The organism is Pseudoduganella sp. LjRoot289, assembly GCF_964252925.1.
In the GTDB taxonomy this organism is placed as follows: Bacteria; Pseudomonadota; Gammaproteobacteria; order Burkholderiales; family Burkholderiaceae_D; genus Rugamonas.
Genome location: NZ_CAXUPN020000001.1, coordinates 2,090,504 through 2,110,084, shown reverse-complemented (window position 1 = coordinate 2,110,084; position 19,581 = coordinate 2,090,504). Strand labels below are relative to the sequence as shown.

Sequence of the window (19,581 nt, the reverse complement as noted above, 5' to 3'; positions counted from 1 at the left end):
ACACGTCTTAGTATGTGTAGCGCAGCGCCAGGCGATAACTGCGGCCGGGCTCGAACCAGGAACGGCTCATGCTGCCGATACCCTGCTGTTGGGTCTGCCTAACGACGGTATCCAGGAGGTTGCTTGCGTTGAAACTGGCCTGGATATGGTCGTTAAACCTGTAGTCGAAGCCGAAGTCCAGCTGTCCGGCCGCTTCCTGCCACGTCGGCAAGCCCCAGCCCACGTCGCGCGGATAGACCGTCTTGCCATCGACCACCGTCGCCCGGGTCGGATCGGCACTGGTGGCGGTGTCGCCCTGCGTGCCGTTGACGGACACGCCCTGCAGGAAACGGCTGCGCCAGCTGTAGGCCAGGCGCATCGACATCTGCCCCTGGTCGTACATGAACATGACGTTGTAGGCGTTCTTCGACAGATACTGCAATGGCATATCGGTGAACGGCATGCCATTGGTGTCGCAGCCCAGCAAGTTCAAGGAACTGTTGTTGAACGAACTGGCGGCCGGGCAGTACTTCAGATTGTACGGATGGTGCAGCGTCTGCTTGCTCTTGATGTAGGTGTAGTTCGCCGAGACGCCGAAGCCCTTGGTCCATTCCGGCAGTATGTCCGCCAACACCGGCACATTGTTGAAGTAGGTCTGGCCAGCGAGCTCCAGTCCGGTCACCTTGCCGTCCGCTGCATTGTCCGGCGCGGTGATCATGAAGGTTTGCGGGTTGCCGGCCAGGTCGTTGTAGTCGCGGGTATAGGCCGAGCGCATGATGATGTCAGTCACCCGCTTGTGGAACAGGGCGCCTGTCAGCGACGTGCCGTTGCCCGGATACCATTCGAGCGTCGCGTCAAAGCTGTCGGCCTTGGTCGGCCCCATATGGACGTTGCCCTTGTTTTCACCCCTGTAGTTGACGCCCGTCACAGCCTTGGTGGTCTGGTCAATAATGACCTGCTGCTCCAGCTTGACGTACTCGTTCAGGTCGCCAAAGCTCGGCCGATACATCGACTTCGCGAACGCGAAGCGCGATTGCAGCTTGGGGGTGATTTCCATCTTCAGGTTAAGGCTCGGCAGCACGTCGACGGCGCTGCGGCCCTCGACGATCGGCTCGTCGATCTGCCCAAACCTCGGCACCGACGGCACGGAGCCGGTGCCGTAGACCGGCTTGAACACGGTATAGCCGCGGGCCCGCGTGTCGGTGTGGACCACGCGCACGCCGGCGCTGCCCTCGACCGGGAAGCGCAGATCGTCGAAGCCGAAGCGCGTCATCAGGTAGGCGGCCTCCGTCCTCTCCGACTGGCGGGAGGTTTTGGCCGGGTTGCCGTCGTAGACGAGCGGCATCCAGGGATCGGGTATGTTCGAGCAGTCGTTGTTGGTATTCGATTGCGCGTTGCCCTGCTCGCATTGAATCTTCATGATCGGATTCGCCGCCTGAATGTAGGCATTGGGATAGTCCTTGACCGCAGCCAGGCTAGGCGCCACCAGGGCGCCCGGGTTGGGGATCTTGCCGTTGAAGAAGTTGTCGAAGGCGTAAAGGCTGGTCGGCACCAGGGCTGCGACCCTCGGATCGCTCAGGTAAGTGAAATTGGCGCGCCCCGCCCAGGTCGGCAGGTCCGTCGTCGAGGCCGGCTGCCCCGGTGTGGACGAATTCCTGATTTCCCATGGCCTGGAGATGCTGTACCATTCCGAGCCGCTCCCCTGGACGCGGTTCGCCGTGCGCTTGGTCGCGCGCACGCCGAAGCGCACGTCGCGCATGACCGGATGGTCGAAATTGAAGCGCACGTCGGTCTTCCACGCATACAGGTCGGCGTCCGCCTTCTCCCTTTGCGGCGCAAACATCTCCAGGTAGTAGTTGGCCGGCGTCCGCAGGAAATCTTTCGCCTTGTCGTCGAAGGTGATCTCCCCAATATTCTTGCTCAGGTCGATATTCATGCTCGGCACGAACGTGGCCAGGGTGATGTTGTTGCCACTGGACTTGTTGGTGGCGTGGACCCATTGCAGGTCGTTCTGGAGCGACCAGCGCTCGTTGATGGTCCACTTGGCGTTCCAGGCGATCTCGCGGGTCTGCGAGCGCCGGTCGTTATAGGTTTGGTTGGAATTGAAACCCAGTCCGCCGTCCACGAAATTATTCGCGCCCCGGCCGCCGATCGGATAAGTGTACCTGGCCGACTGCAGTACGCCCTTGCTGTCGAACACCGGGTTGGTGAGCGTCACCTTGTAGGGGTCCTCCACACCCGTGAACAGGGCGTTCTCGGTCCCGGTTTCCTTGTAACCCGAGTGGAAATAGGTGAGCGCGGACGCGAGGCCCCCCTTCTTCCACTGCAGCGCGGCATACGCGCCGACGCGGTCGGTCTCGCTGAGGTTGGTGCGCCAGGACGCCGATTTGGGCACCCACACGGTTTGTCCGGCGACGATGTCGGTGCGCGGAAAATAGGCGTCAACCTGCACCGTATCGTTGTGGGAATTGCTCTCGTTGGCGGACAGGTTGAGCAGCGCACCCCACTGGCCGAAGTCGTTCTCCCAGCGTTTCGAGACCAGGCCGGAGACGGCGGGCGATTTTTGCCGTCCGAGCTGGTTGTAGTTCAGGTAGGTCGAGGCCGCGAATTTATCGCCCTTGTAATCGAAAGGCAGCGCGGTGCGCAAGTCGACCTGGCCGCTGACGCCGCCTTCGATCAACTCGGCCGGCGGGTTCTTGTGCACAACCACCGCGGACATCAGTTCCGCCGGAATGTCGCCCCAGCTCAATTCGCGACCCGGCCAGCCGGCCGAGAACGATTCGCGGCCGTTCAAAGTGGACGAACCCCAGGTCAGGCCGCGCACCGAAATGCCGGAACCCTCGACCGAGAAATGCTCCGGGTCGCCGCGCGAGCGGTTGCGGTCCATCGTCACGCCGACGACGCGCTGCAGCACCTCGGTGATCGATTTATCGGGCAGCTTGCCGGCCTCTTCGGCGACGACGCCGTCGACGACTTCCTCGGAATTCTGCTTGAGCCTGGCGGCCGACTGCATTGCCGCGCGCTGGCCGGTCACGACCACGCTCACGGCCTCCCCGTCCTTGGCGGCCGGCGCCGGAGGCGCCGTTTGCGCCTGCACGGCGCCGCTATAGAGCGCTGCGAGCTGTGCCGCCGCGAACGCCAGCGTGGTCATCCTCAAGGGTTCCCGCTTGATCATTGTTCCAATTGTCCTCATTGTCTCTATCCTCTTGAAATCTTGTTTTGCTTTGGCTCCCCGCCGCGCCGGGCGGGGGCAGTCAATGGTCTTGCGCCATCACTGGAAGGTGATCGGCCCGGTCAACGTTATCGTGGTCGGGTAATTCGGCGGCGGCGCGGTCGGGCTCGGCACCTTGAAGTTGCCGACCGGTGAGGCGAACCTGATCGCGACGACCGAATAGTCTTGCAGTTCAAACCACGGGTTCAGATCCTTCAGTTCGCACGAATCGGCAACGGTGAAGTCCCTCAGCTTGAGACTGTAGTTCGCCGGCGCCGGCGAGCTTGGCTTGAAGCTCGCCCGCAAATGCACGTTGCACTCGCCGTTGTCCTTTTTGCGGTTGAAGTGGCCGAGGATCAAGTCGACTTCGACCTGGTTTTCGCCCGAAGCGAACCACTCCTGGTTCTGCGAGAAGTTGAACTTCAGCGCCCCCTGGGCATCGATCCGCGCGCCTTCAAACGTATCCTTGCTGTTCGAGATCTGCGTCACGTGGGGTGCGTACACGTCGATTTCCGACCAAACCCTCCACCAGCGTCCGTCGGTGTAGGGCTGGTTCTTGTAGGTGTAAGTGTTGCTGATGCTGCTGCCGTCTGCCGCAACGCTGACATCGCACCAACCCTTGCACCACCAATCGGTCTCGCTGCTGCCTCCGCGCGGGTCGACTTTCCCATCCTCGTTGGTGGTCGTTGTATTCTTGTAGCCGCTCAAGAACTTGATCTCGGGCGCCAGCGCGCTGCCGATCGGCATGGTCTTGACCACTTTCACCGTCTCGTAGATGTCGCCGCCGTCCATCGTGGCGGTGACGGTGCACAGCCCATCGGCGAGCTTTTGCAGCGTGGTTCCGCTGACCGAGCACACCGTGGGCGTGCTGGTGCTAAAGACCGGGGGGGAGCCGGCCACGCTGGACTCTGCCGCCAGTTGCAAGGGCTGCGTGTCCAGTGGCTGCGCTCCCGGGTTGCGGAAGAAGATTGCCGCCGGCCGCTTGGGAATGACAAAGAGCTGGCGTTGCGTGGCCGCGGCGTAGCCATCCCCGCCGACCTGGTTGGCGTTCACCGAGCACTCGCCCGCTTTCAGCAGCGACAGCGTGGCGCCGCTGACGGTACAGGTACCCGGCGTGTTCGACACGTAGGTGATCGGCCCGCCGGAACTGGCCGTGGCCTTCAGCAAGATGGTCGCGATGGTCGGCGGAACAGCTACCGTCTCCCCGCCCGGGAACGGGAAGGAAACTGATTGCGCCATCCCGGCTTGGCCGCCGCTACCACCGCCACTGCTACCGCCACCGCAGCCAGCCAGCAGCGTGGCGCAGGCCAGCCCGATAGCCGTAAGCTGGAATTTCATTTGTTGTCTCCTCATGATTTATATTTCCTTTATGTTTTGTTTTGTAGGCGCGGTACACCGCGCCAATTCCCTGCTCACATGTCGACCGCGACCACCACCACTGCCTTGGCCGGGATCTTCAGGCGCAATCTGCCGTCGATCGCCTTCGCTGCGAACGGCGCCGGCTTGACCGCATCCTTTTGCTTGAAGGTGTTGTGCGCGTCCATCGCCGCCGCTGTCAGCACCTGGCCGCTGACGCCGGAAACCTTCTGTCCGGCAACATTGACCGCCACGTCCGACGCCTCGTTCGGGTTGGTGTTGACGATCGCCAGGTACAACTTGCCGTCCTTGGCGCGCGCCGCCGAGGCGCTGATGCCCGGGATGCCGGCCGCGCCGACCTTGTATTCGACGTTGTCGCTCAAGGCCACTGGCAAGGAGGTCGCATCCTGGAACGGCACGTACATCTTGTAGGCATGGTAGGTCGGAGTCAGCAGTATCTTGTCCTTGTCGGTAAGGATCATCGCCTGCAGCACGTTGACCATCTGCGCGATATTCGTCATCGTGACCCGGTCCGCATGGGCATGGAAGATGTTGAAGTGCAGCGCCGCGACAACGGCGTCGCGCAGCGTGTTTTGCTGGAACAGGAAGCCGGCATTGGTGCCCTTCTCCACGTCGTACCAGGTGCCCCATTCGTCGACCAGCAGGCCGATCTTCTTTTCCGGATCGTTCTTCTCGAGCGCGGCGACGTTTTCCTTGATACTCGTGTCGATTTTCAAGGCGTTCACCATCGTCGACATCCACTGCGCCTCCGGGAAGCCGGTGGCCGCACCCTTGACGTCCCAGTTGCCGGTCGGGATAGTGTAGTAGTGGAAGCTGATGCCGACGGTGCGGCCCTTCAGTCTGTCGCTCAGCACCTCGGTCCACTTGTCGCTCAAGGGACCGCCGCTGGCAATCATTTTCGGGCGGTATTGCGCCGGCGCCTTCAGGAAGGCTTCATAGTTGTTGTACAGATTGGCGTAGTAGTCCGGCGACATATTGCCGCCGCAACCCCATGACTCGTTACCGACGGCGAAAAAATTCACCTTGAACGGCTTGGCGCGGCCGTTCTTGCGGCGCAGCTCGGCCAAGGTCGACTTGCTGTCGGAGGTCATGTACTCGATCCATTCCGACATTTCCTGCGGGGAACCCGTGCCCAGGTTGCCGTTCACATAGGTGTCAGCGCCCAGCATTTCGGCCAGATCGAAGAATTCGTGGGTGCCAACCGCATTGCTCTCTTCCACGCCGCCCCAGTTGGTGTTGACCTTGACCGGGCGCTTGTTACGTGGGCCGATACCGTCTTTCCAGTGGTATTCATCGGCAAAGCAGCCGCCCGGCCAGCGCACCAGCGGGACGTGCAGATCCTTCAGCGCGCCGACCACGTCCGTGCGCCAACCCTTGATATTCGGGATTTGAGAGCCGGGACCGACCCACATGCCTTCGTAGATGCCGGTGCCCAGGTGCTCGGCGAACTGGCCATAGACGTTCTTGTTGATGACCGGGCCGGGTTTGCCCGGATCGATGTTGATGGTTACGGCTGCGAACACGGGCGCGCCCGCCAGCATTGCAAGCGCCAGGACGCTGTTCTTCAATACACTCATGTCTTCTCCATATTATTTTCGTGCCTGCTGTTCGTTGACAGTTTGGCTTTCGCTTGCGTGACGCAGGGAGCAGGCCCTTCCAGTCCAGCAAGCCGGCCGAGTGTATCCCGAAAATTGCGGCAAAAATACACGCTGAAATGGGCTGCCGCCTGCCCTGACGGCCCCGCGCGAAAATTCTGCACGGCCAGTAGCGGTACCCGTGCAGATTTTGCTATTGCTCGCGTAAAGGCCCGCTGTCCGAAGCGGCCCCCACCCTGTGCGCCAGCGGCCGGACCGCCATCGCTGCCCGCCGAATGCACGGAAGTGCAGCATCAATGCGATTATTTGCACCCTCGTAAGATCTTCACCATTCGCGCTATTTCGGCGCTGACTTCCCCGTGTCCTTTTGGCTTGCCCGGCCCCTGCCGGCGACGCGCAATACGGCGCCATATGGCGCCGTATTGGATTGCTGAAATCGGGTGGAGGCCGGGCGACCAATGCTGAATCGGGACTGCCTTATGCAAGCAGGCGGTACTCGAAACACTGCGCAAAGCTTGGCAGGGCAGACGGGTGAGGATGGATGAGCTGTGGCGCTATTCGGAAATATGCCCGGTCGCGACGTGATGCGCCCCTACTGGAATCGCTGCTTGCCAGATGGGGGCTGCGAAGAACGGCGGCGCATCTGTTCGCGCACGCGTGCTGAACCGGGCGCGCGTGGCGGCGCCGGCAGGTATACAAATGAACGGGGCCGCGCTCAGCGCTGCCGGTCACATATGGGCTTTATGGTGCCGGCTCCCGCGCCTTGCATGCCTCCCGGAATGCCTTGGGTGTGCACTGGTATTCTTCCTTGAAGAGCTTATTGAAATACGAGGAATTCTTGTACCCGACCGAATAGGCGATTTCCGCAATGCTGGCACTGGTGTTTTCCACCAATAGGCGCGATGCTTCGGTCAATCTGAGCTTGTTCAGGTAACCGATAAAGGTGTATCCCATTTCCACCTTCAATATATCGTTGACCTTATTGCGGTTGACGCCGGTTTCCGACACCACGGTTTCCAGATCCAGCTCCGAATCCGCATAACGCGTCGCCAGCAGTCTCAGAATGGCGGATTTTCCCTTTTCCCGGTGCGGCTCAAGCGCCAGCTGCTGGTACGCCACCAGCGGCAGATCCTTCTGCATCCGAGCGTGCAGGTCATTGGCCAAGGCCAGCGCGTACTGCTTGACGAACCAGAACCCGAAACCGCCCCAGGCCAGTACCAGGAACGCGGCGAGAAAATACAGGTAGCCGTATTTCCGCTCGTGCATGCCGATGTTCGCGATTTCGATACGCGACAGGGTGCCGACGCGGCTGGCATTGCTGGTGCCGACTTCGAGCTGCGCGACCTTGGCCAGCGAATAACCCAGGTCGGACGGGTTGAGATTGTTCATGTCGACCCACCATTGCGGAATGGTCAAATGCGCCAGATCGAGTTCGGCGTGGGCCCCGTCCGGATTGCAGTTGACGTATGCCAATGGCGAGCGGTAGGTCATCAGCTCACCCGGTTTGGACAGCTTGTCATCGAAGGTGGTCAGGCCGATCCGGATAGTACCGGCGGGGAAGCAGCGTGCCTCGAAACTGATCTTGTCAAATCTGGACCAGTCGAGCAATGCCGGTTTGCCCTTGGGGTCCGTGAAGAACAGGGCGCTTGATACTAAAGAATGGGGATTGCTGCCTGACAGGACGAATTCCATGATCAGGCGCGCTGCTTCGACTCTCGCGTTCAGGTTGGTCGTCGCGTCGTTGGTGCTGTGCGTGCGCAACTGCCAGGAAAAATCTTGTTGCTCAAACAAGGGGGCCCGGTGATAGCTGCGGCTCACGCACAGGTACCCGATCAGGATGCTCACACCGAGAAGCAGAACCAGGCGAAGCAGTGCCTTTGAATATAACGCGTGCATATAAATAATAGTTATGGTCGAACAGCAGCGAGCCCGCCGCGCGCCGGTGCGGCGACAGTCGTCTGGTATCGCAATGTACAGCATGTCGTGCCGTCTGTCACTGCGACGCTGTTGCACGCCATAGACGGATGCCCGGCTTCGACTTGCTCTTGCCGCAGCCCGATGCGTATCGTTTGCTGTCCGGGCTCTTTGCAGCAGTGGCAGACGCTGCTGCCGCATTGCTCTTTCGTGCGGACGCCGATAACGGAAAACGTCATCTCCAGTTATGTTTTTTTGCGAACCATGGTATTTGGCTATGCGGCTGCTTGCCATTCAATTAGCATTACCGGCACAAAGTTGGCTGTTATGAAACGTAAAGGCTTCCATGATCAAAGCTCACACCGCATCCTCCCGCCTTGACGTGATCGATGCCTTGCGCGGCTTCGCCATCGTATCGATCATGCTCGTGCATAACCTTGAACATTTCGATCTGATCTACACAGCGCAGGGGTTGCCGGCCTGGATGAAGTCGCTGGACTCGATAGTCTGGGACATGGTGTTTTTTCTTTTCAGCGGCAAATCGTACGCCATCTTCTCGCTGCTGTTCGGTGTCACCTTCTTCATCCAGCTGCATTCCCGGCAGCAGCGGGGCGAAGACTTCCGGCCGCGCTTCGCCTGGCGCCTCGCGCTCCTGTTTGGATTCGGCCTGGTCAATTCCCTGTTCTACGAAGGCGATATCCTCACGTTCTACGCCGTCGTCGGACTGGTGCTCATTCCGGTCGCGCGCTTGGGCAACAAGGCCGTCTTCGCGATCGCCTTGCTGTTGATGCTGCAGCCGGCGGAGTGGCTGGTGTTGCTCGACGGGCTACAGCATCCCGAACTTAAACCTGCGGATCCGCCCTCCTGGGCCTACTTCGGCAAGAGCTTCGCCTATCTTAGCGGCGACTCCGTGCTCGCCACGTGGTACGGCAACTTCACCAACGGAAAAATGGGGGTGCTGCTCTGGAGCTGGGAGAACGGGCGCATGTTCCAGATGCCATCGCTGTTCATGCTGGGCATGCTGGCCGGGCGCATGTCGCTATTCGTGCCGTCGCCCGAAAGCAGGCGCTTCTGGACCCGGACCCTGCTGGCGGCTGCGCTGCTATTCGTTCCCTTGTTGGTCGCCAGATCGGAACTCGGCCGTTTGATCGCCAGCGAAGCGCTGCGCTCGCCCCTGTGGGTCATGCTTTCCACCTGGTCGAGCCTGGCGCTCATGCTGGTGCTGGTGTCGAGCTTTGTCCTCCTGTTCCAGACCGGGTCGCTGGAGCGCATGCTGCGCATCTTTGCGCCGCTGGGGCGCATGAGCCTTACCAGCTATGTCACGCAGTCGTTGGTGGGATCATTCATCTACTACGGCTACGGCCTTGGCCTGTACAAGATCACCGGCGCGAGCCATTGCCTGTTGATCGGTCTTGGACTGGCGCTGCTGCAAGGCTGGTTCAGTGTCTGGTGGTTAAACGGGCACAAACAGGGCCCGCTGGAAGCGCTGTGGCACCGCGCGACATGGGCCGGCCGCCGCGCCGATGTCCGCGCCGCGCAAGCGATCAATACCTAGCCTGCCCTGCGCCTTCAGTTCCTCATTTGCCCATGTTCACTTGTCCATGATAGACATCTCGAACGGCGCCGCCGGCAGGTCTTCGGTGCTGTAGAGATTCACGTAGGGCGCATCGGCCCAGGCATAGCGCACATGCGTGGTGCCTGGCTGGTTGGCCCCTTTCAGCGTCACCGTGTCGCCTTGCGCCACCGCCAGTACATACCGGCAAGCCGCACTGGCGCACGCTTCGAAGCCGATCGCATGGCCGGCGCTATAGGTGCGCAAGCCTCCGCCCGCATTCTTGAACTTGACCACGAGGTCCTCACCTGCCCTCGTCACGCCGGCCGCTTCCGGACCTCCGGGCGCAATCGCTTCGCCGTAGGCAAGCGCGCGGGCCGCAAGCGCCAGGCGCCCGCCGACCACGGCTTTCTGCGCCGGATGAATGTCGGTGCGATCGCCTACATCGATGGTGACGGCCAGGCCGGCATGCCGGTCGTTTCTGACGGTCCTGGCCTGGGCTTCACGCAACTGCGCCCAGTTCGACGGCCCGGGCTGGGCCGCGACCGCACCGAACGACGACAGTTGGACGACAAGGAAGGGTAACTCCGGCTGGGCAAAGGTCTTGCGCCAATCGGCGATCAGCAGCGGCAGCAAGGTCTCATATTCTTCGGCGGCCCCGGTGTTGGACTCGCCCTGGTACCACGCCGCCAGTTTAAACTTGTAGCCGGCCAGCGGCGCGATCATCGCGTTGTGCAGGGTCGAGAAACTGGTCGGTACATCCCACGGCGCCGGCGGGATCGACAGGCCCTTCGAGCGCATGCCCAATTGGTACTTCCATGGCGCGGACAGCTTGATAAACTGCCCGTCGGCGGTCTTGATGCCGCGCTGTTCCGGCAGCCCGGTCAACCCGCCTCCGCTGCCGCCGCCAAGGACGTGGACGGCGATCACGTTGCGGCCCGGTTTGAATACGCCCGCCGGAACGGCATAATCCCGCCATACCCAGGCCGTGCTGCCCCCGCCCACGCGCACGCCGTTGACCCAGGTGCTGTCGTAGGTATCGATGGGGCCCAGCTGGACGGCGTTCGCCGCTTGCGCCTGCGCCTCGTCCAGTGTGACAGTGGTGCGGAACCATGCGGCCCCGTCGAAGTCCGCCAGCGCGGCGGCGCCGGCATTTTTCCATGATCCCGTCGGTGTAAGGCTCGGCCATGCCGCGTCGTCGAAGCCCGGCGAACTCCATGCGCGCTGCGCCTTTGCCTGCGGATCGTGCGCGTCCCACCATTGCTCGTGCCGGCGCGCTTCGTCGGCCATCGCCTTGGAGCGGTCCGACGCCATGTCCGCCAGCGCCTCCAGCCCCTTGACGTAGGCCGGCAGGGATTTCAGCGATGACGCGCCTATCCAGCCCTGTATGGTGGTGCCGCCCCAGCTCGAGCCGATGAAACCGACCGGCACCTTCTGGGTCCGTTGCAAGGTACGGGCCATGTAGTAGCATGCCGCCGAAGCGTCGCCGGCCGTCTTCGGCGTCACCACTTTCCATTCCACCGGCCGTTGCAGATCGCTCTGGATAGCGGCTTCGCTGACGAGTTGGATATTGACGAAGCGCAGGTCCGGATTGGCGGGGAAGTCCGACCACGCGCCGGTCGACAGCCGCGCCGGAAACGCCATGTTCGACTGGCCGCCGCACAGGTAGACGTCACCGATCATGATGTCTTGGAGCGTGATCCCGCCGCTGCCTTTGGCACCGGCGACGGACAAAGTGTGCGGCCCGCCAGCAGTCATCGCGGGCATCGTCACACGCCATCGGCCATCCGCGCCTGCCTTCGTATCGGCGGTCCGGCCGCCCAGGCTCACCGTCACGCTTTGCCCGGCTGCTGCCGTGCCCCACAGGGTCAGCGGTTCTCCACGTTGCAGAACGGCGTGATCGCCGAAAATGGCGGCAAATTCGGGCGCCGTTGTTTGCGCGAACGCTGGCGATCCCGGCAACGAGGCAAGCGCGATGGCGGCCATGCCGGCCAAGCGGATGCGAGAATGATTTTTCATGTTTATGGCAGGCTGGCGGAGTTTTCGTCGTGAGCAGTGTGGCCTTATTTCCATCCTTGGAACAGTCCCCCCGGATTACGAAAAATCTCATATCCGCTTATGTTTTTGCGCGGCCGCCCGGTGAACCGGACCGCATAGCCGGCTCAATGATCGTGGCGATGGTGGATGTCCGGATAGTGCGGATGGCTGTGCCGCATCGGCAGGTGCCGATGAGCGTGCGCGTGCGGCTCGACGCCATCCCAGTCAAAGTCGTGTTCGTGCTGGTGATGCTCGTCGTGGCTGTGCTTATGGGTGTGCGACATGGGCAGATGGTCATGCTCGTGCGCGTGCGATTCCGTCAGGTGCAGCCAGATGCCCCCGCCCATGAGCGCCGCAGCGATCCAGAACAAGGCGCCCGGCACCTCGCCCAACATCAGCAGCGACAGCGCGGCGCCGGCAAACGGGGCGGCGGAAAAATAGGCGCCCGTGCGCGCGGTGCCCAGATGGCGCAGCGCCAGCACGAACAGCACCAGACTCAGGCCGTAGCCGCAAAAGCCGACCACGCCGGCCAGCAGCACCGTGCGCGCCTCCGGCATGACGCCGCCCAGCGCAATGCCGATCGCCAGGTTGACCGATCCCGCCACCAAGCCTTTGACGCCGGCGATCTGCAGCGGATCGCTGGCCGAGACCTTGCGCGTCAGATTATTGTCGACACCCCAGCACAGGCAGGCGCCGACGATGGCGATGGCACCCCAGGGCAATCCCGTGGCGGGCGACTGGTCCCACGACAGCAGCAGGCCGGCCGCCACAATCAACAGCATGCCTATGAAGATGCGGCGGTCGAAGTTCTCCTTGAAGACGAACCACGCCAGCATCGACGTCAGCACCCCTTCCATATTAAGCAGCAGCGACGCTGCGGAAGCGGAAACGCTGCCCAGGCCGGCCATCAGCAGCAAGGGGCCCGCCACGCCGCCTGCGGCGACCGCGCCGGCGAACCAGGGCAAGTCGTGGCGGGTCAACGTGACCGGCCGGTCCTGGGCGTTGCGCTTGACGACCGCGCGTATTGCGTAGCAGATCAGCAGACCGATGCCGCTGCCCAGGTAAAGCACGCCCGCCAGCGCCGCCGGCGGCATCTGACCCACCAGGGTTTTCGCGAAAGGAGTGCTGGCGCCAAACAGTGCGGCGGCAAGCAGTGCGTAGATGACGCCTGTATGCATGGAAAAGTCCGGTGAAAATCCTGCCGATTGTACGACGGGTCTCCAGCTCGGAGGCCCCTCTCGCCTATTTTACCGACATGGCGCCGCCTGCCCAGTACCACCGGTATGCCGATCCCGTGCATAATGGCCAGCCATGTCCTTGAAAATCGGAATTTCGGGAGTAAACATGCTGCACCTGCTGTGCTGCCTGGGATTGATATGCTTTGCCGGCATCGCCAATGCAACCACCACAGTCCTCTGCGTTACGGAAGAAAACCGGCCCGTCAACTTTTGGGCAAACGGCAAGGTCACCGGCTTCAGCACCGAGGTCGTCGAAGCCGTGCTCAAAGAGATAGAGGTGCCGGCCAACTTCCAGATCATGCCTTGGGCACGTGCATACGCAACGGCGCTACATACGGAAAATGTGCTGATCTTTTCGATCATGAGGACGTCCGAGCGCGAACATCTGTTCAAATGGGTCGGCGTGGTCTCGCCGCCGGACAGTTCCTATTTGTTCGCGCTGCGCGCGCGCAAGCTGAAACTGGACAAACTGGACGATGCGCGCAACTATAAGATCGGCACCATCAACGGCGACGCGCGCGAGCAATACCTCGAGTCGAAAGGTTTCGTCAAGGGCCGCCACCTGCATGGCAACGCTTTGCCAACAACAACCTATGAAAAACTGAAGCTTGGGCGCATCGATCTGTGGGCCATGAGCGACATAATCGTGACGGATATCGTGCGGCGTGATGGAGGCGACCCGTCGCAAGTGCTGGTCCGGGCCCTCCAGTTGACCGAACTGGGCAGCGGCGGCAGCTATATGGCGTTCGGGCCGAAAACGGACGATCACCTGGTCGAACGGTTTCGCAAGGGCCTCGAAGTCATCAAGGCGAAAGGCACTTTCGCCGCGCTGCAAAAGAAGTGGTTCTAGCCCGGAGCTGTACTGGGGCGGCCCATCAACAATCTGCCGGAATCAGCCGCTGTCAGCGCCGGGCCGCCGGCTGCGTTTCCTCGCCTATGCTGCGCCAGTAGTCGCGCTCTATCCTTGCCAGATCGACTTCGCGCGCGGCCTCACTGAACGCCTGCTGCCGCTTCAAACCATCCGGCGTGCGCTGGAAGCAGACATGCACCGAGCGCTCCTTGAACAAGTGTTCCGCAATAGCGATGCGCTCGCGTTCAGCCTGCGTGTAGCGGCCGCTGGCGAGCAGGTAGCGCAGCATCCGCTTTTCGATGACCATGGCGTTGAAACGCCTGTTCAGCAGCTTGCGCAGATTGGTCTCGTCGTTCACGCCCTCTTCCACGCTGAGCTGGCCGGACCGGGCCATGTCGTCGAACTGCTCCCCATTCGAATAGCCCGCCACGGTGCCGATGCGTATGCCTTTCAGGTCCGCCCAAGTCTCCGCCGGCGCCACTTCCGCCTTCAGATAGGCGATCACGCTTTGCCGGCTGCCGACGGCACTGGAGAAATAGCACAGTTTTTCGCGCTCCGGGGTGCGGAACATCGCCACCACGCCGGCGTAGCGCGGGTTGTGCAGGCCGTAATCCAAGGCCCGCTTCCAAGGGAAAAAGTCGATGCTCGCGACGTAGCCCATGCGCTCCAGCACCGAGCCCAGCAGCGCCCCGGTCAAGCCGTTGTCCGGCAAGGCGCGGCTGAAGAACGGCGGCCATTCCTCGGTGGCGAAATGCATCGCGGGCCGCTCGGACGCGAGCGTCGACGCAGTCAGCAATAGACTTGCGCAGAGCCCCAGCAGCCTTAATAGCTTCAATTAGTCCCCTTATCCCATTCCAAACAGAAATTCTGGCTGGCATATGCTCCCACAAATTATCGCTTGCGGCAAAGTATTGTGCAGTGGGCAAGAAATCGGCGAGATTTGATAGCATATTGCAAGCTGTAGGGTTCCTGCACATGAGGCCGCGCACGCTTGCCTCGGCAACTGGGCGTGCGTAGTATGGGTCCACGTCGAACTCTTGGGTGCCGCCATGGAAACTATTTTGCCCGTCAACGAAGTGAAGGTCGACCGGTGGCAGCGCAGCCGGCAAAAGGCGTTCAAGGAGGTGCCGGACGAGGGCCGCACCATCACCTACCTGGGCAAGAAATTCCACGTCTATCCCGACACATTCTGGCCTTTCCTGGACAGCCAGCCGCTGGTGCGCAACTTCCGCATCCAGCCCGGCGAGAGCGTGCTCGATGTCGGCACCGGTTCGGGCGTGATCGCCATCTTCTCCTGTTATGCGCAGGCCGGGCGCGTCCTGGCGCTGGACATCAATCCGGCCGCGATCCGCAGCGCGACCCACAACGCGCACGAGCACGGCTTCGACGGCATCATGGAAGTGCGCCGCTCCGATCTGTTCGAACAGGTGGGCGACGAGCAGTTCGATGTCATCACCGCCAACCTCCCCTTCCGCAACAAGGCGGCGCACGACGTGGTGGCCCGTTCGCAATGGGATACCGCCTTCCAGACCAACACCCGCTTCTTCAAGGAGGCGGGCAAGCACTTGAAGCCAGGCGGCCGCATCTACTTCGCCCACGCCAATTTCGGCGCGGTCGACGAAGTCAAACGGCTGGCGGTGGATGCGGGCTACGACATCCGATTGCTGGCCAGCAGCGTTCCCGGCGAGGCGGAGGAACGCCAGTTCTATGCCTACCTGATCGAACGCGCCAAGCCCCGCTAGCGGACATGGACAGTCTGCTCGCCAGCGTCAATGCCCTGCGCGCCGTGCCGCACGCGCCATGGCGCGCCAAAGTGCGGCGCGTGGCCGTCATCCTGACCAGTTCCCGTTCCGGTTCCACGCTGTTCAAGGCGGCGCTGGCCGCTCATCCCGACATCCTGTCGCTCGATGGCGAGGCCGAACCCTTGCTCGCCCTCAGCGGCGACGGCTTCGGCGCCAATCCCGCCTGCGCCAGCGACGAGATAAGCCGGCTGGCGAATCCGGACGTCTTGGCCGACAACATCTTCGACGGGCTGACGATCGCGTCGCCGCACATGGCGCCGCTGGCCGAACTGCAGGCGCGCTGGAGCAGGCGCCTGCTGCTGCAATTCCCTGCCCTGTTCGGCTCGCGGCAGGAATACGCCAGGCTGCAGCAGCTGCTGGCGGACGCGTTCAGCCACGCATTCGAGCATGACAAGCAGGTGCCCGAGCAGGCGCTCGCGCATGCCGTTCTGGAGACGGTATTCCGGCAGGCGCGCTGGCGGCTGGACTATTACGACGGCGTCCCGGGTCCGGGTGAAGGGCGGCCCTTCGAAGAGGCCGCCAAGATAGAAGAACCGCCGTTCGTGCTGCCCGGCCTGCGGCGGCGGCGCTGCACCGAGGCGGACGTCGCCGGCAAAGTCCTGCTGTTCAAAACGCCTTCGGACGCCTACCGTCCCGGCCTGTACCAGCAACTGTTCCCCCACGCCGACGTACGCCACATCCACCTGACGCGCGGCTACGCGCAGAGCGTGAACGGGCTGATGGACGGATGGCTGTCGCCCACCGGATTCTTTGCCCATGACATGGCGCGCTCCGGCGTCCAGCTGGCCATCGCGGGCTATTCCGACCTGCGCACCTTCGGCCAGCGTTGGTGGAAATTCGACCTGCCGCCGAACTGGCGCCAGTTTGCCGCGAGCAGCCTGGAGGAGGTCTGCCTGAACCAGTGGCTGTCGTGCCACCGGCATATCCTGGACAGCGGCGTCCAGGCCCAGCGCATCGCGTTCGAGGATTTCCTGGCCGATCCGGCCGCCACCCTGGCGCGCGCCTGCGGCTGGCTGGACTTGCCGGCCCTGCCAGCCAGCGCCGCCGCCATGGGCGCACTGCCGGTAACAATGGCGACCGAAGCGCCGGCGCCAGGGCGCTGGCGCAAGCGCAGCGAACTGCTGCAGCCCTTGGGACTACGGCCGGAAGTGGCCCGGACCATGCATGAACTGGGCTACCAGTCCGGGCCGGAGGCATGGCAATGATCAAACGGCTGCTGGTGCCTTACCTGATGGGACAGCGGCGCGATGGCCTGCAGCGCGTGACGGCGCTGCATGGCGGATCCTGGACTGTCGTCAGGGCGCCTGAATCGACTGCCGACCGCATAGCCGACCGCAACGAGCAGCTGCGCAGCATGGGGCGGGTGTATGCCCTGCTGGCCGAGCAGGTGCGCGAGGCGGCGCAGGCGGGCCAGATACCGCTCAGCATTTCGGGCGACTGCATCTCCTCCATGGGCGTGCTGGCCGGCTTGCAGCAGGCCGGCCGCGAGCCGCAACGCATCCTGTGGCTGGACGCCCACGGCGACTTCCACACCTGGGCCACCACCCAGACGCAATACCTGGGCGGGATGCCGCTGGCCATGCTGGTCGGCCGGCCGGACCGGCGCCAGGAACAGCGCGACGGCATCGCCGCCTTCCGCGAAACGGTCGGAGCGCGGCCCTATCCGGAGGCGCGCATCGTGCTGTCGGACGCGCGCGACCTGGATCCGGGCGAGGACGAGGCCCTGGGCAATTCGGCCATTGTGCGCTGCCCGCTCAACGAGGTGCTGTCGCACCTGGCGCTGGACGAGACCCTGTACGTGCATTTCGATACCGACGTACTGGACGAATCGCAGCGCATGCCGGCGCTGAAATATCATGTGCCGGACGGCCCCGGCCTGGAACAAATGGCAGCGCTGTTCCAGCGCCTGCGCGACTACCCGCTGGTCGCCGTATCGGTCTCGTCCTGGCACGCCGAGCAGGACGGCAACGACGGCGCGGCGCGCGCGTGCCTGGACTTGCTGCGGGTGCTGCTGCCCGGCTAGCACAGCGCCCGCGACGATCCGCTGAACCAGGCGCCGGTGGTCAAGCTGTTACGCCACGAGTTCGGCCATGGACCACCCTACCGAGAAATAACGCGGAGTCAGCGGTCGAGCACCAGAAGCCCATTCCCGGCCCCCCTGGATACGCAGAGAAGAATCTGGTTTCCTTCCTCGCGTTCCGCTGCAGTCAGGACTGAGTCGCGGTGCTCGATCTCGCCGGAGAGGACACGGCACCGGCAGGTGCCGCAGACACCCTGTCGGCACACCGTATCGACAGAGAAGCGCTCGCCTTCGAGGACATCGACGATGCTCTGCCCAACTTCGACCCGCAAGCGCCGGCCGCTGCGCGCCAGCTCGATGGTGAAAGGCGCCTCGGGCCGCGAAGGACGGAGCGGGCTGAAGTTCTCCGTCACAACCGCGCCCGCCGGCCAGCCCGCCGTTGCAGCGACTGCCTCGACACGTTCCATGAACCCGGCAGGTCCACACAGATAGGTCCGGTCGCCTGCCCGGTATGGGCCGAGCGCGTCCGCGATCTCACTGTTTTCAAATCCTTTGCCATCGTCGCAATGCAGCTGGATACGCGCTGCAAACGGAAAGCGTTGCATCGCCTGGCCGAAAGGAACATGCGCTGGCGTGCGCGCAAAGACGTGCAGCGCAAAGTCTTTCGCCGCCAGGGCATAGGCCATCGAAATGAAGGGTGTCACGCCGATGCCGCCCGCGATCAAGACATGGCGCCCAGCGGACGCCTGCAAAGGGAAATTGTTGCGCGGGTTGCCGACTTCGACGAGTGTCCCTTGTTGAAGACGCGCATGCGCGGCAATGGAGCCGCCGCGGCCGCCAGCCTCTCGTTTTACCGCAATCTGCCAGCGCCCCGTAGTGCCCGGCCGGCCGATCAGTGAATACTGACGCACGACGCCGGGTTCGAGCCGCACGTCGATATGGGCGCCGGCCTCGTAAATCGGCAGCGGCGAGGGAGATGCCGATTCGAACGTGAACAGGCGTATGTCCTGGGCGATATCCTCGGTCGCGGCGACCCGAACCCAGCGCCAGGGTGTTTCGGTGTTTGGAAAGGCATCCTGGCCCCAGCCTCCCCAATAGCCGCGGATCGGCGGAGCGCGCCGCAATAACTGTGCTTCCGTCGCGCGCCAGCCGGCTTCCAGCCGATACCACGGAATTTGTGGGTAGAGATGGTGGATGAGATGGGCGTTTTGACCGAGCATCAACGGTCCGAGCCATTTGTTCGGCCGCAGAATCCCGGTCGCCCGGATCGGATACGCACGCTGTTCGACGCCCGGCGGGTGTTGGATGTAGGCGAAAGCATAGAGGATCAGCACGGCACCTATGCGCTGCGGTATCCACCAGATCAGCAAGCACTCGAGCGCCCAAGGGGAGGCAATCCAGATAGCATACCAGCTCGCCATCAGGCAGGAGCCCAAGAAGACCCGCGCGTTCTGAGCAGCCGACCACTGGCTGAAACGCTTCAGGTACCAGTGGACCCAATAAAACTCCAGAAAAATTCCATAAAGCCAGAACCCGGACAGCGAACGGGTTGCGGGTTCGTCCGGGTCTTCGTGATGTTCTCCCGTCGTCTTGTGATGGGCCAGGTGCAGTATGCGATAGATGGCCACTTCACATCCGGGAAGCAGCAACTGGCCACTTGCGGTACTAATCACATCATTGATGAACCGGTTGCGCGAAACGGCACGGTGCGTTCCATCATGCAGCGGCGTAAATGCGCCGTATATTGCCAAGCCATTGATGATGATGCCGAGGGGAATCGGCATCCAGCCCTCCACCATACCGTACGCCGACAATCCGAAAGCTGCGAAGCAGCCCAGGAGCAGGCACAACGTTGGCAGCGGCCAAAGGGGTAGTGCATGAAGAGCTTGTAGTTCCGGGGTGGCCCGCAAGCTGCCCGCCATCGCCCAATCCCCCTGGGCCTGGTCCGAACATGCCCGTTCAGGCAATTCGTGACCGTCCAAAACGGCTGTTTGTTGAAACATTTT

General features: G+C 62.7%; 13 protein-coding genes. 5 read left to right on the top strand and 8 right to left on the bottom strand.

Going from position 1 to position 19,581, the window contains the following annotated elements; genetic code table 11:
• Window positions 1-7 precede the first annotated feature (7 nt).
• The 4 genes from ACSQ8Y_RS09020 to ACSQ8Y_RS09005 form a co-directional block, all read right to left on the bottom strand.
• On the bottom strand, window positions 8-3,154 hold the full coding sequence (locus tag ACSQ8Y_RS09020) for a TonB-dependent receptor (protein WP_436266109.1): 3,147 nt from the start codon (window positions 3,152-3,154) through the stop codon (window positions 8-10).
• 96 nt (window positions 3,155-3,250) lie between these two features.
• A complete protein-coding gene (locus ACSQ8Y_RS09015; RefSeq protein WP_436266108.1) occupies window positions 3,251-4,543 on the bottom strand; it encodes a hypothetical protein in 1,293 nt (430 codons plus the stop codon).
• A gap of 59 nt (window positions 4,544-4,602) precedes the next feature.
• Entirely contained in the window at window positions 4,603-6,144 is a 1,542-nt protein-coding gene (locus tag ACSQ8Y_RS09010; protein WP_436266107.1) for an alpha-N-arabinofuranosidase, read from the bottom strand.
• Between the two features lie 759 nt (window positions 6,145-6,903).
• A complete protein-coding gene (locus tag ACSQ8Y_RS09005) occupies window positions 6,904-8,007 on the bottom strand; it encodes a helix-turn-helix domain-containing protein (RefSeq protein ID WP_436266106.1) in 1,104 nt (367 codons plus the stop codon).
• 415 nt (window positions 8,008-8,422) lie between these two features.
• Between ACSQ8Y_RS09005 and ACSQ8Y_RS09000 the strand changes: the two genes are divergently transcribed.
• The gene (locus tag ACSQ8Y_RS09000; RefSeq protein ID WP_436266105.1) at window positions 8,423-9,631 is read left to right on the top strand and encodes a DUF418 domain-containing protein; all 1,209 of its coding nucleotides are present in this window, start codon (window positions 8,423-8,425) and stop codon (window positions 9,629-9,631) included.
• Window positions 9,632-9,667: 36 nt separating this feature from the next.
• Here the strand turns inward: ACSQ8Y_RS09000 and ACSQ8Y_RS08995 are convergent, their stop codons facing one another.
• Together ACSQ8Y_RS08995 and ACSQ8Y_RS08990 are read right to left on the bottom strand one after the other, a co-directional pair.
• Window positions 9,668-11,647: a sialate O-acetylesterase gene (locus tag ACSQ8Y_RS08995; RefSeq protein ID WP_436266104.1), complete on the bottom strand. Its 1,980-nt coding sequence runs from the start codon at window positions 11,645-11,647 to the stop codon at window positions 9,668-9,670.
• 143 nt (window positions 11,648-11,790) lie between these two features.
• Entirely contained in the window at window positions 11,791-12,843 is a 1,053-nt protein-coding gene (locus tag ACSQ8Y_RS08990; protein WP_436266102.1) for a DMT family transporter, read from the bottom strand.
• 166 nt (window positions 12,844-13,009) lie between these two features.
• Here ACSQ8Y_RS08990 and ACSQ8Y_RS08985 point away from each other — a divergent pair, with 166 nt between their 5' ends.
• Window positions 13,010-13,753: a substrate-binding periplasmic protein gene (locus ACSQ8Y_RS08985; protein ID WP_436266101.1), complete on the top strand. Its 744-nt coding sequence runs from the start codon at window positions 13,010-13,012 to the stop codon at window positions 13,751-13,753.
• A gap of 52 nt (window positions 13,754-13,805) precedes the next feature.
• Here the strand turns inward: ACSQ8Y_RS08985 and ACSQ8Y_RS08980 are convergent, their stop codons facing one another.
• Window positions 13,806-14,510 carry a substrate-binding periplasmic protein gene (locus tag ACSQ8Y_RS08980; protein ID WP_436266100.1) on the bottom strand — a complete coding sequence of 235 codons (705 nt, stop codon included), beginning with the start codon at window positions 14,508-14,510 and terminating at the stop codon, window positions 13,806-13,808.
• Between the two features lie 292 nt (window positions 14,511-14,802).
• Between ACSQ8Y_RS08980 and ACSQ8Y_RS08975 the strand changes: the two genes are divergently transcribed.
• From ACSQ8Y_RS08975 to ACSQ8Y_RS08965, 3 genes are read left to right on the top strand one after another with little or no spacing between them, the layout of a single operon-like run.
• Window positions 14,803-15,495 (top strand): methyltransferase, encoded by a 693-nt coding sequence (locus tag ACSQ8Y_RS08975; RefSeq protein WP_436266099.1) that lies wholly within the window; start codon window positions 14,803-14,805, stop codon window positions 15,493-15,495.
• 5 nt (window positions 15,496-15,500) lie between these two features.
• Complete coding sequence (locus tag ACSQ8Y_RS08970) at window positions 15,501-16,760, top strand: sulfotransferase (RefSeq protein WP_436266098.1); 1,260 nt, start codon at window positions 15,501-15,503, stop codon at window positions 16,758-16,760.
• On the top strand, window positions 16,757-17,578 hold the full coding sequence (locus ACSQ8Y_RS08965; RefSeq protein ID WP_436266097.1) for an arginase family protein: 822 nt from the start codon (window positions 16,757-16,759) through the stop codon (window positions 17,576-17,578). Before ACSQ8Y_RS08970 ends, ACSQ8Y_RS08965 begins: the two co-directional genes overlap by 4 nt.
• A gap of 98 nt (window positions 17,579-17,676) precedes the next feature.
• Here ACSQ8Y_RS08965 and ACSQ8Y_RS08960 read toward each other — a convergent pair whose 3' ends face one another.
• Window positions 17,677-19,578 carry a fatty acid desaturase gene (locus ACSQ8Y_RS08960; RefSeq protein ID WP_436266096.1) on the bottom strand — a complete coding sequence of 634 codons (1,902 nt, stop codon included), beginning with the start codon at window positions 19,576-19,578 and terminating at the stop codon, window positions 17,677-17,679.
• Window positions 19,579-19,581 lie beyond the last annotated feature (3 nt).

What these genes read in the sequence shown, in the direction of transcription:
- ACSQ8Y_RS09020 (WP_436266109.1), bottom strand. Translation starts at nt 3,154, where the DNA reads ATGATCAAGCGGGAACCCTTGAGGATGACCACGCTGGCGTTCGCGGCG.
- ACSQ8Y_RS09015 (WP_436266108.1), bottom strand. Translation starts at nt 4,543, where the DNA reads ATGAGGAGACAACAAATGAAATTCCAGCTTACGGCTATCGGGCTGGCC.
- ACSQ8Y_RS09010 (WP_436266107.1), bottom strand. Translation starts at nt 6,144, where the DNA reads ATGAGTGTATTGAAGAACAGCGTCCTGGCGCTTGCAATGCTGGCGGGC.
- ACSQ8Y_RS09000 (WP_436266105.1), top strand. Translation starts at nt 8,423, where the DNA reads ATGATCAAAGCTCACACCGCATCCTCCCGCCTTGACGTGATCGATGCC.
- ACSQ8Y_RS08995 (WP_436266104.1), bottom strand. Translation starts at nt 11,647, where the DNA reads ATGAAAAATCATTCTCGCATCCGCTTGGCCGGCATGGCCGCCATCGCG.
- ACSQ8Y_RS08990 (WP_436266102.1), bottom strand. Translation starts at nt 12,843, where the DNA reads ATGCATACAGGCGTCATCTACGCACTGCTTGCCGCCGCACTGTTTGGC.
- ACSQ8Y_RS08985 (WP_436266101.1), top strand. Translation starts at nt 13,010, where the DNA reads ATGCTGCACCTGCTGTGCTGCCTGGGATTGATATGCTTTGCCGGCATC.
- ACSQ8Y_RS08980 (WP_436266100.1), bottom strand. Translation starts at nt 14,510, where the DNA reads ATGCATTTCGCCACCGAGGAATGGCCGCCGTTCTTCAGCCGCGCCTTG.
- ACSQ8Y_RS08975 (WP_436266099.1), top strand. Translation starts at nt 14,803, where the DNA reads ATGGAAACTATTTTGCCCGTCAACGAAGTGAAGGTCGACCGGTGGCAG.
- ACSQ8Y_RS08970 (WP_436266098.1), top strand. Translation starts at nt 15,501, where the DNA reads ATGGACAGTCTGCTCGCCAGCGTCAATGCCCTGCGCGCCGTGCCGCAC.
- ACSQ8Y_RS08965 (WP_436266097.1), top strand. Translation starts at nt 16,757, where the DNA reads ATGATCAAACGGCTGCTGGTGCCTTACCTGATGGGACAGCGGCGCGAT.
- ACSQ8Y_RS08960 (WP_436266096.1), bottom strand. Translation starts at nt 19,578, where the DNA reads ATGTTTCAACAAACAGCCGTTTTGGACGGTCACGAATTGCCTGAACGG.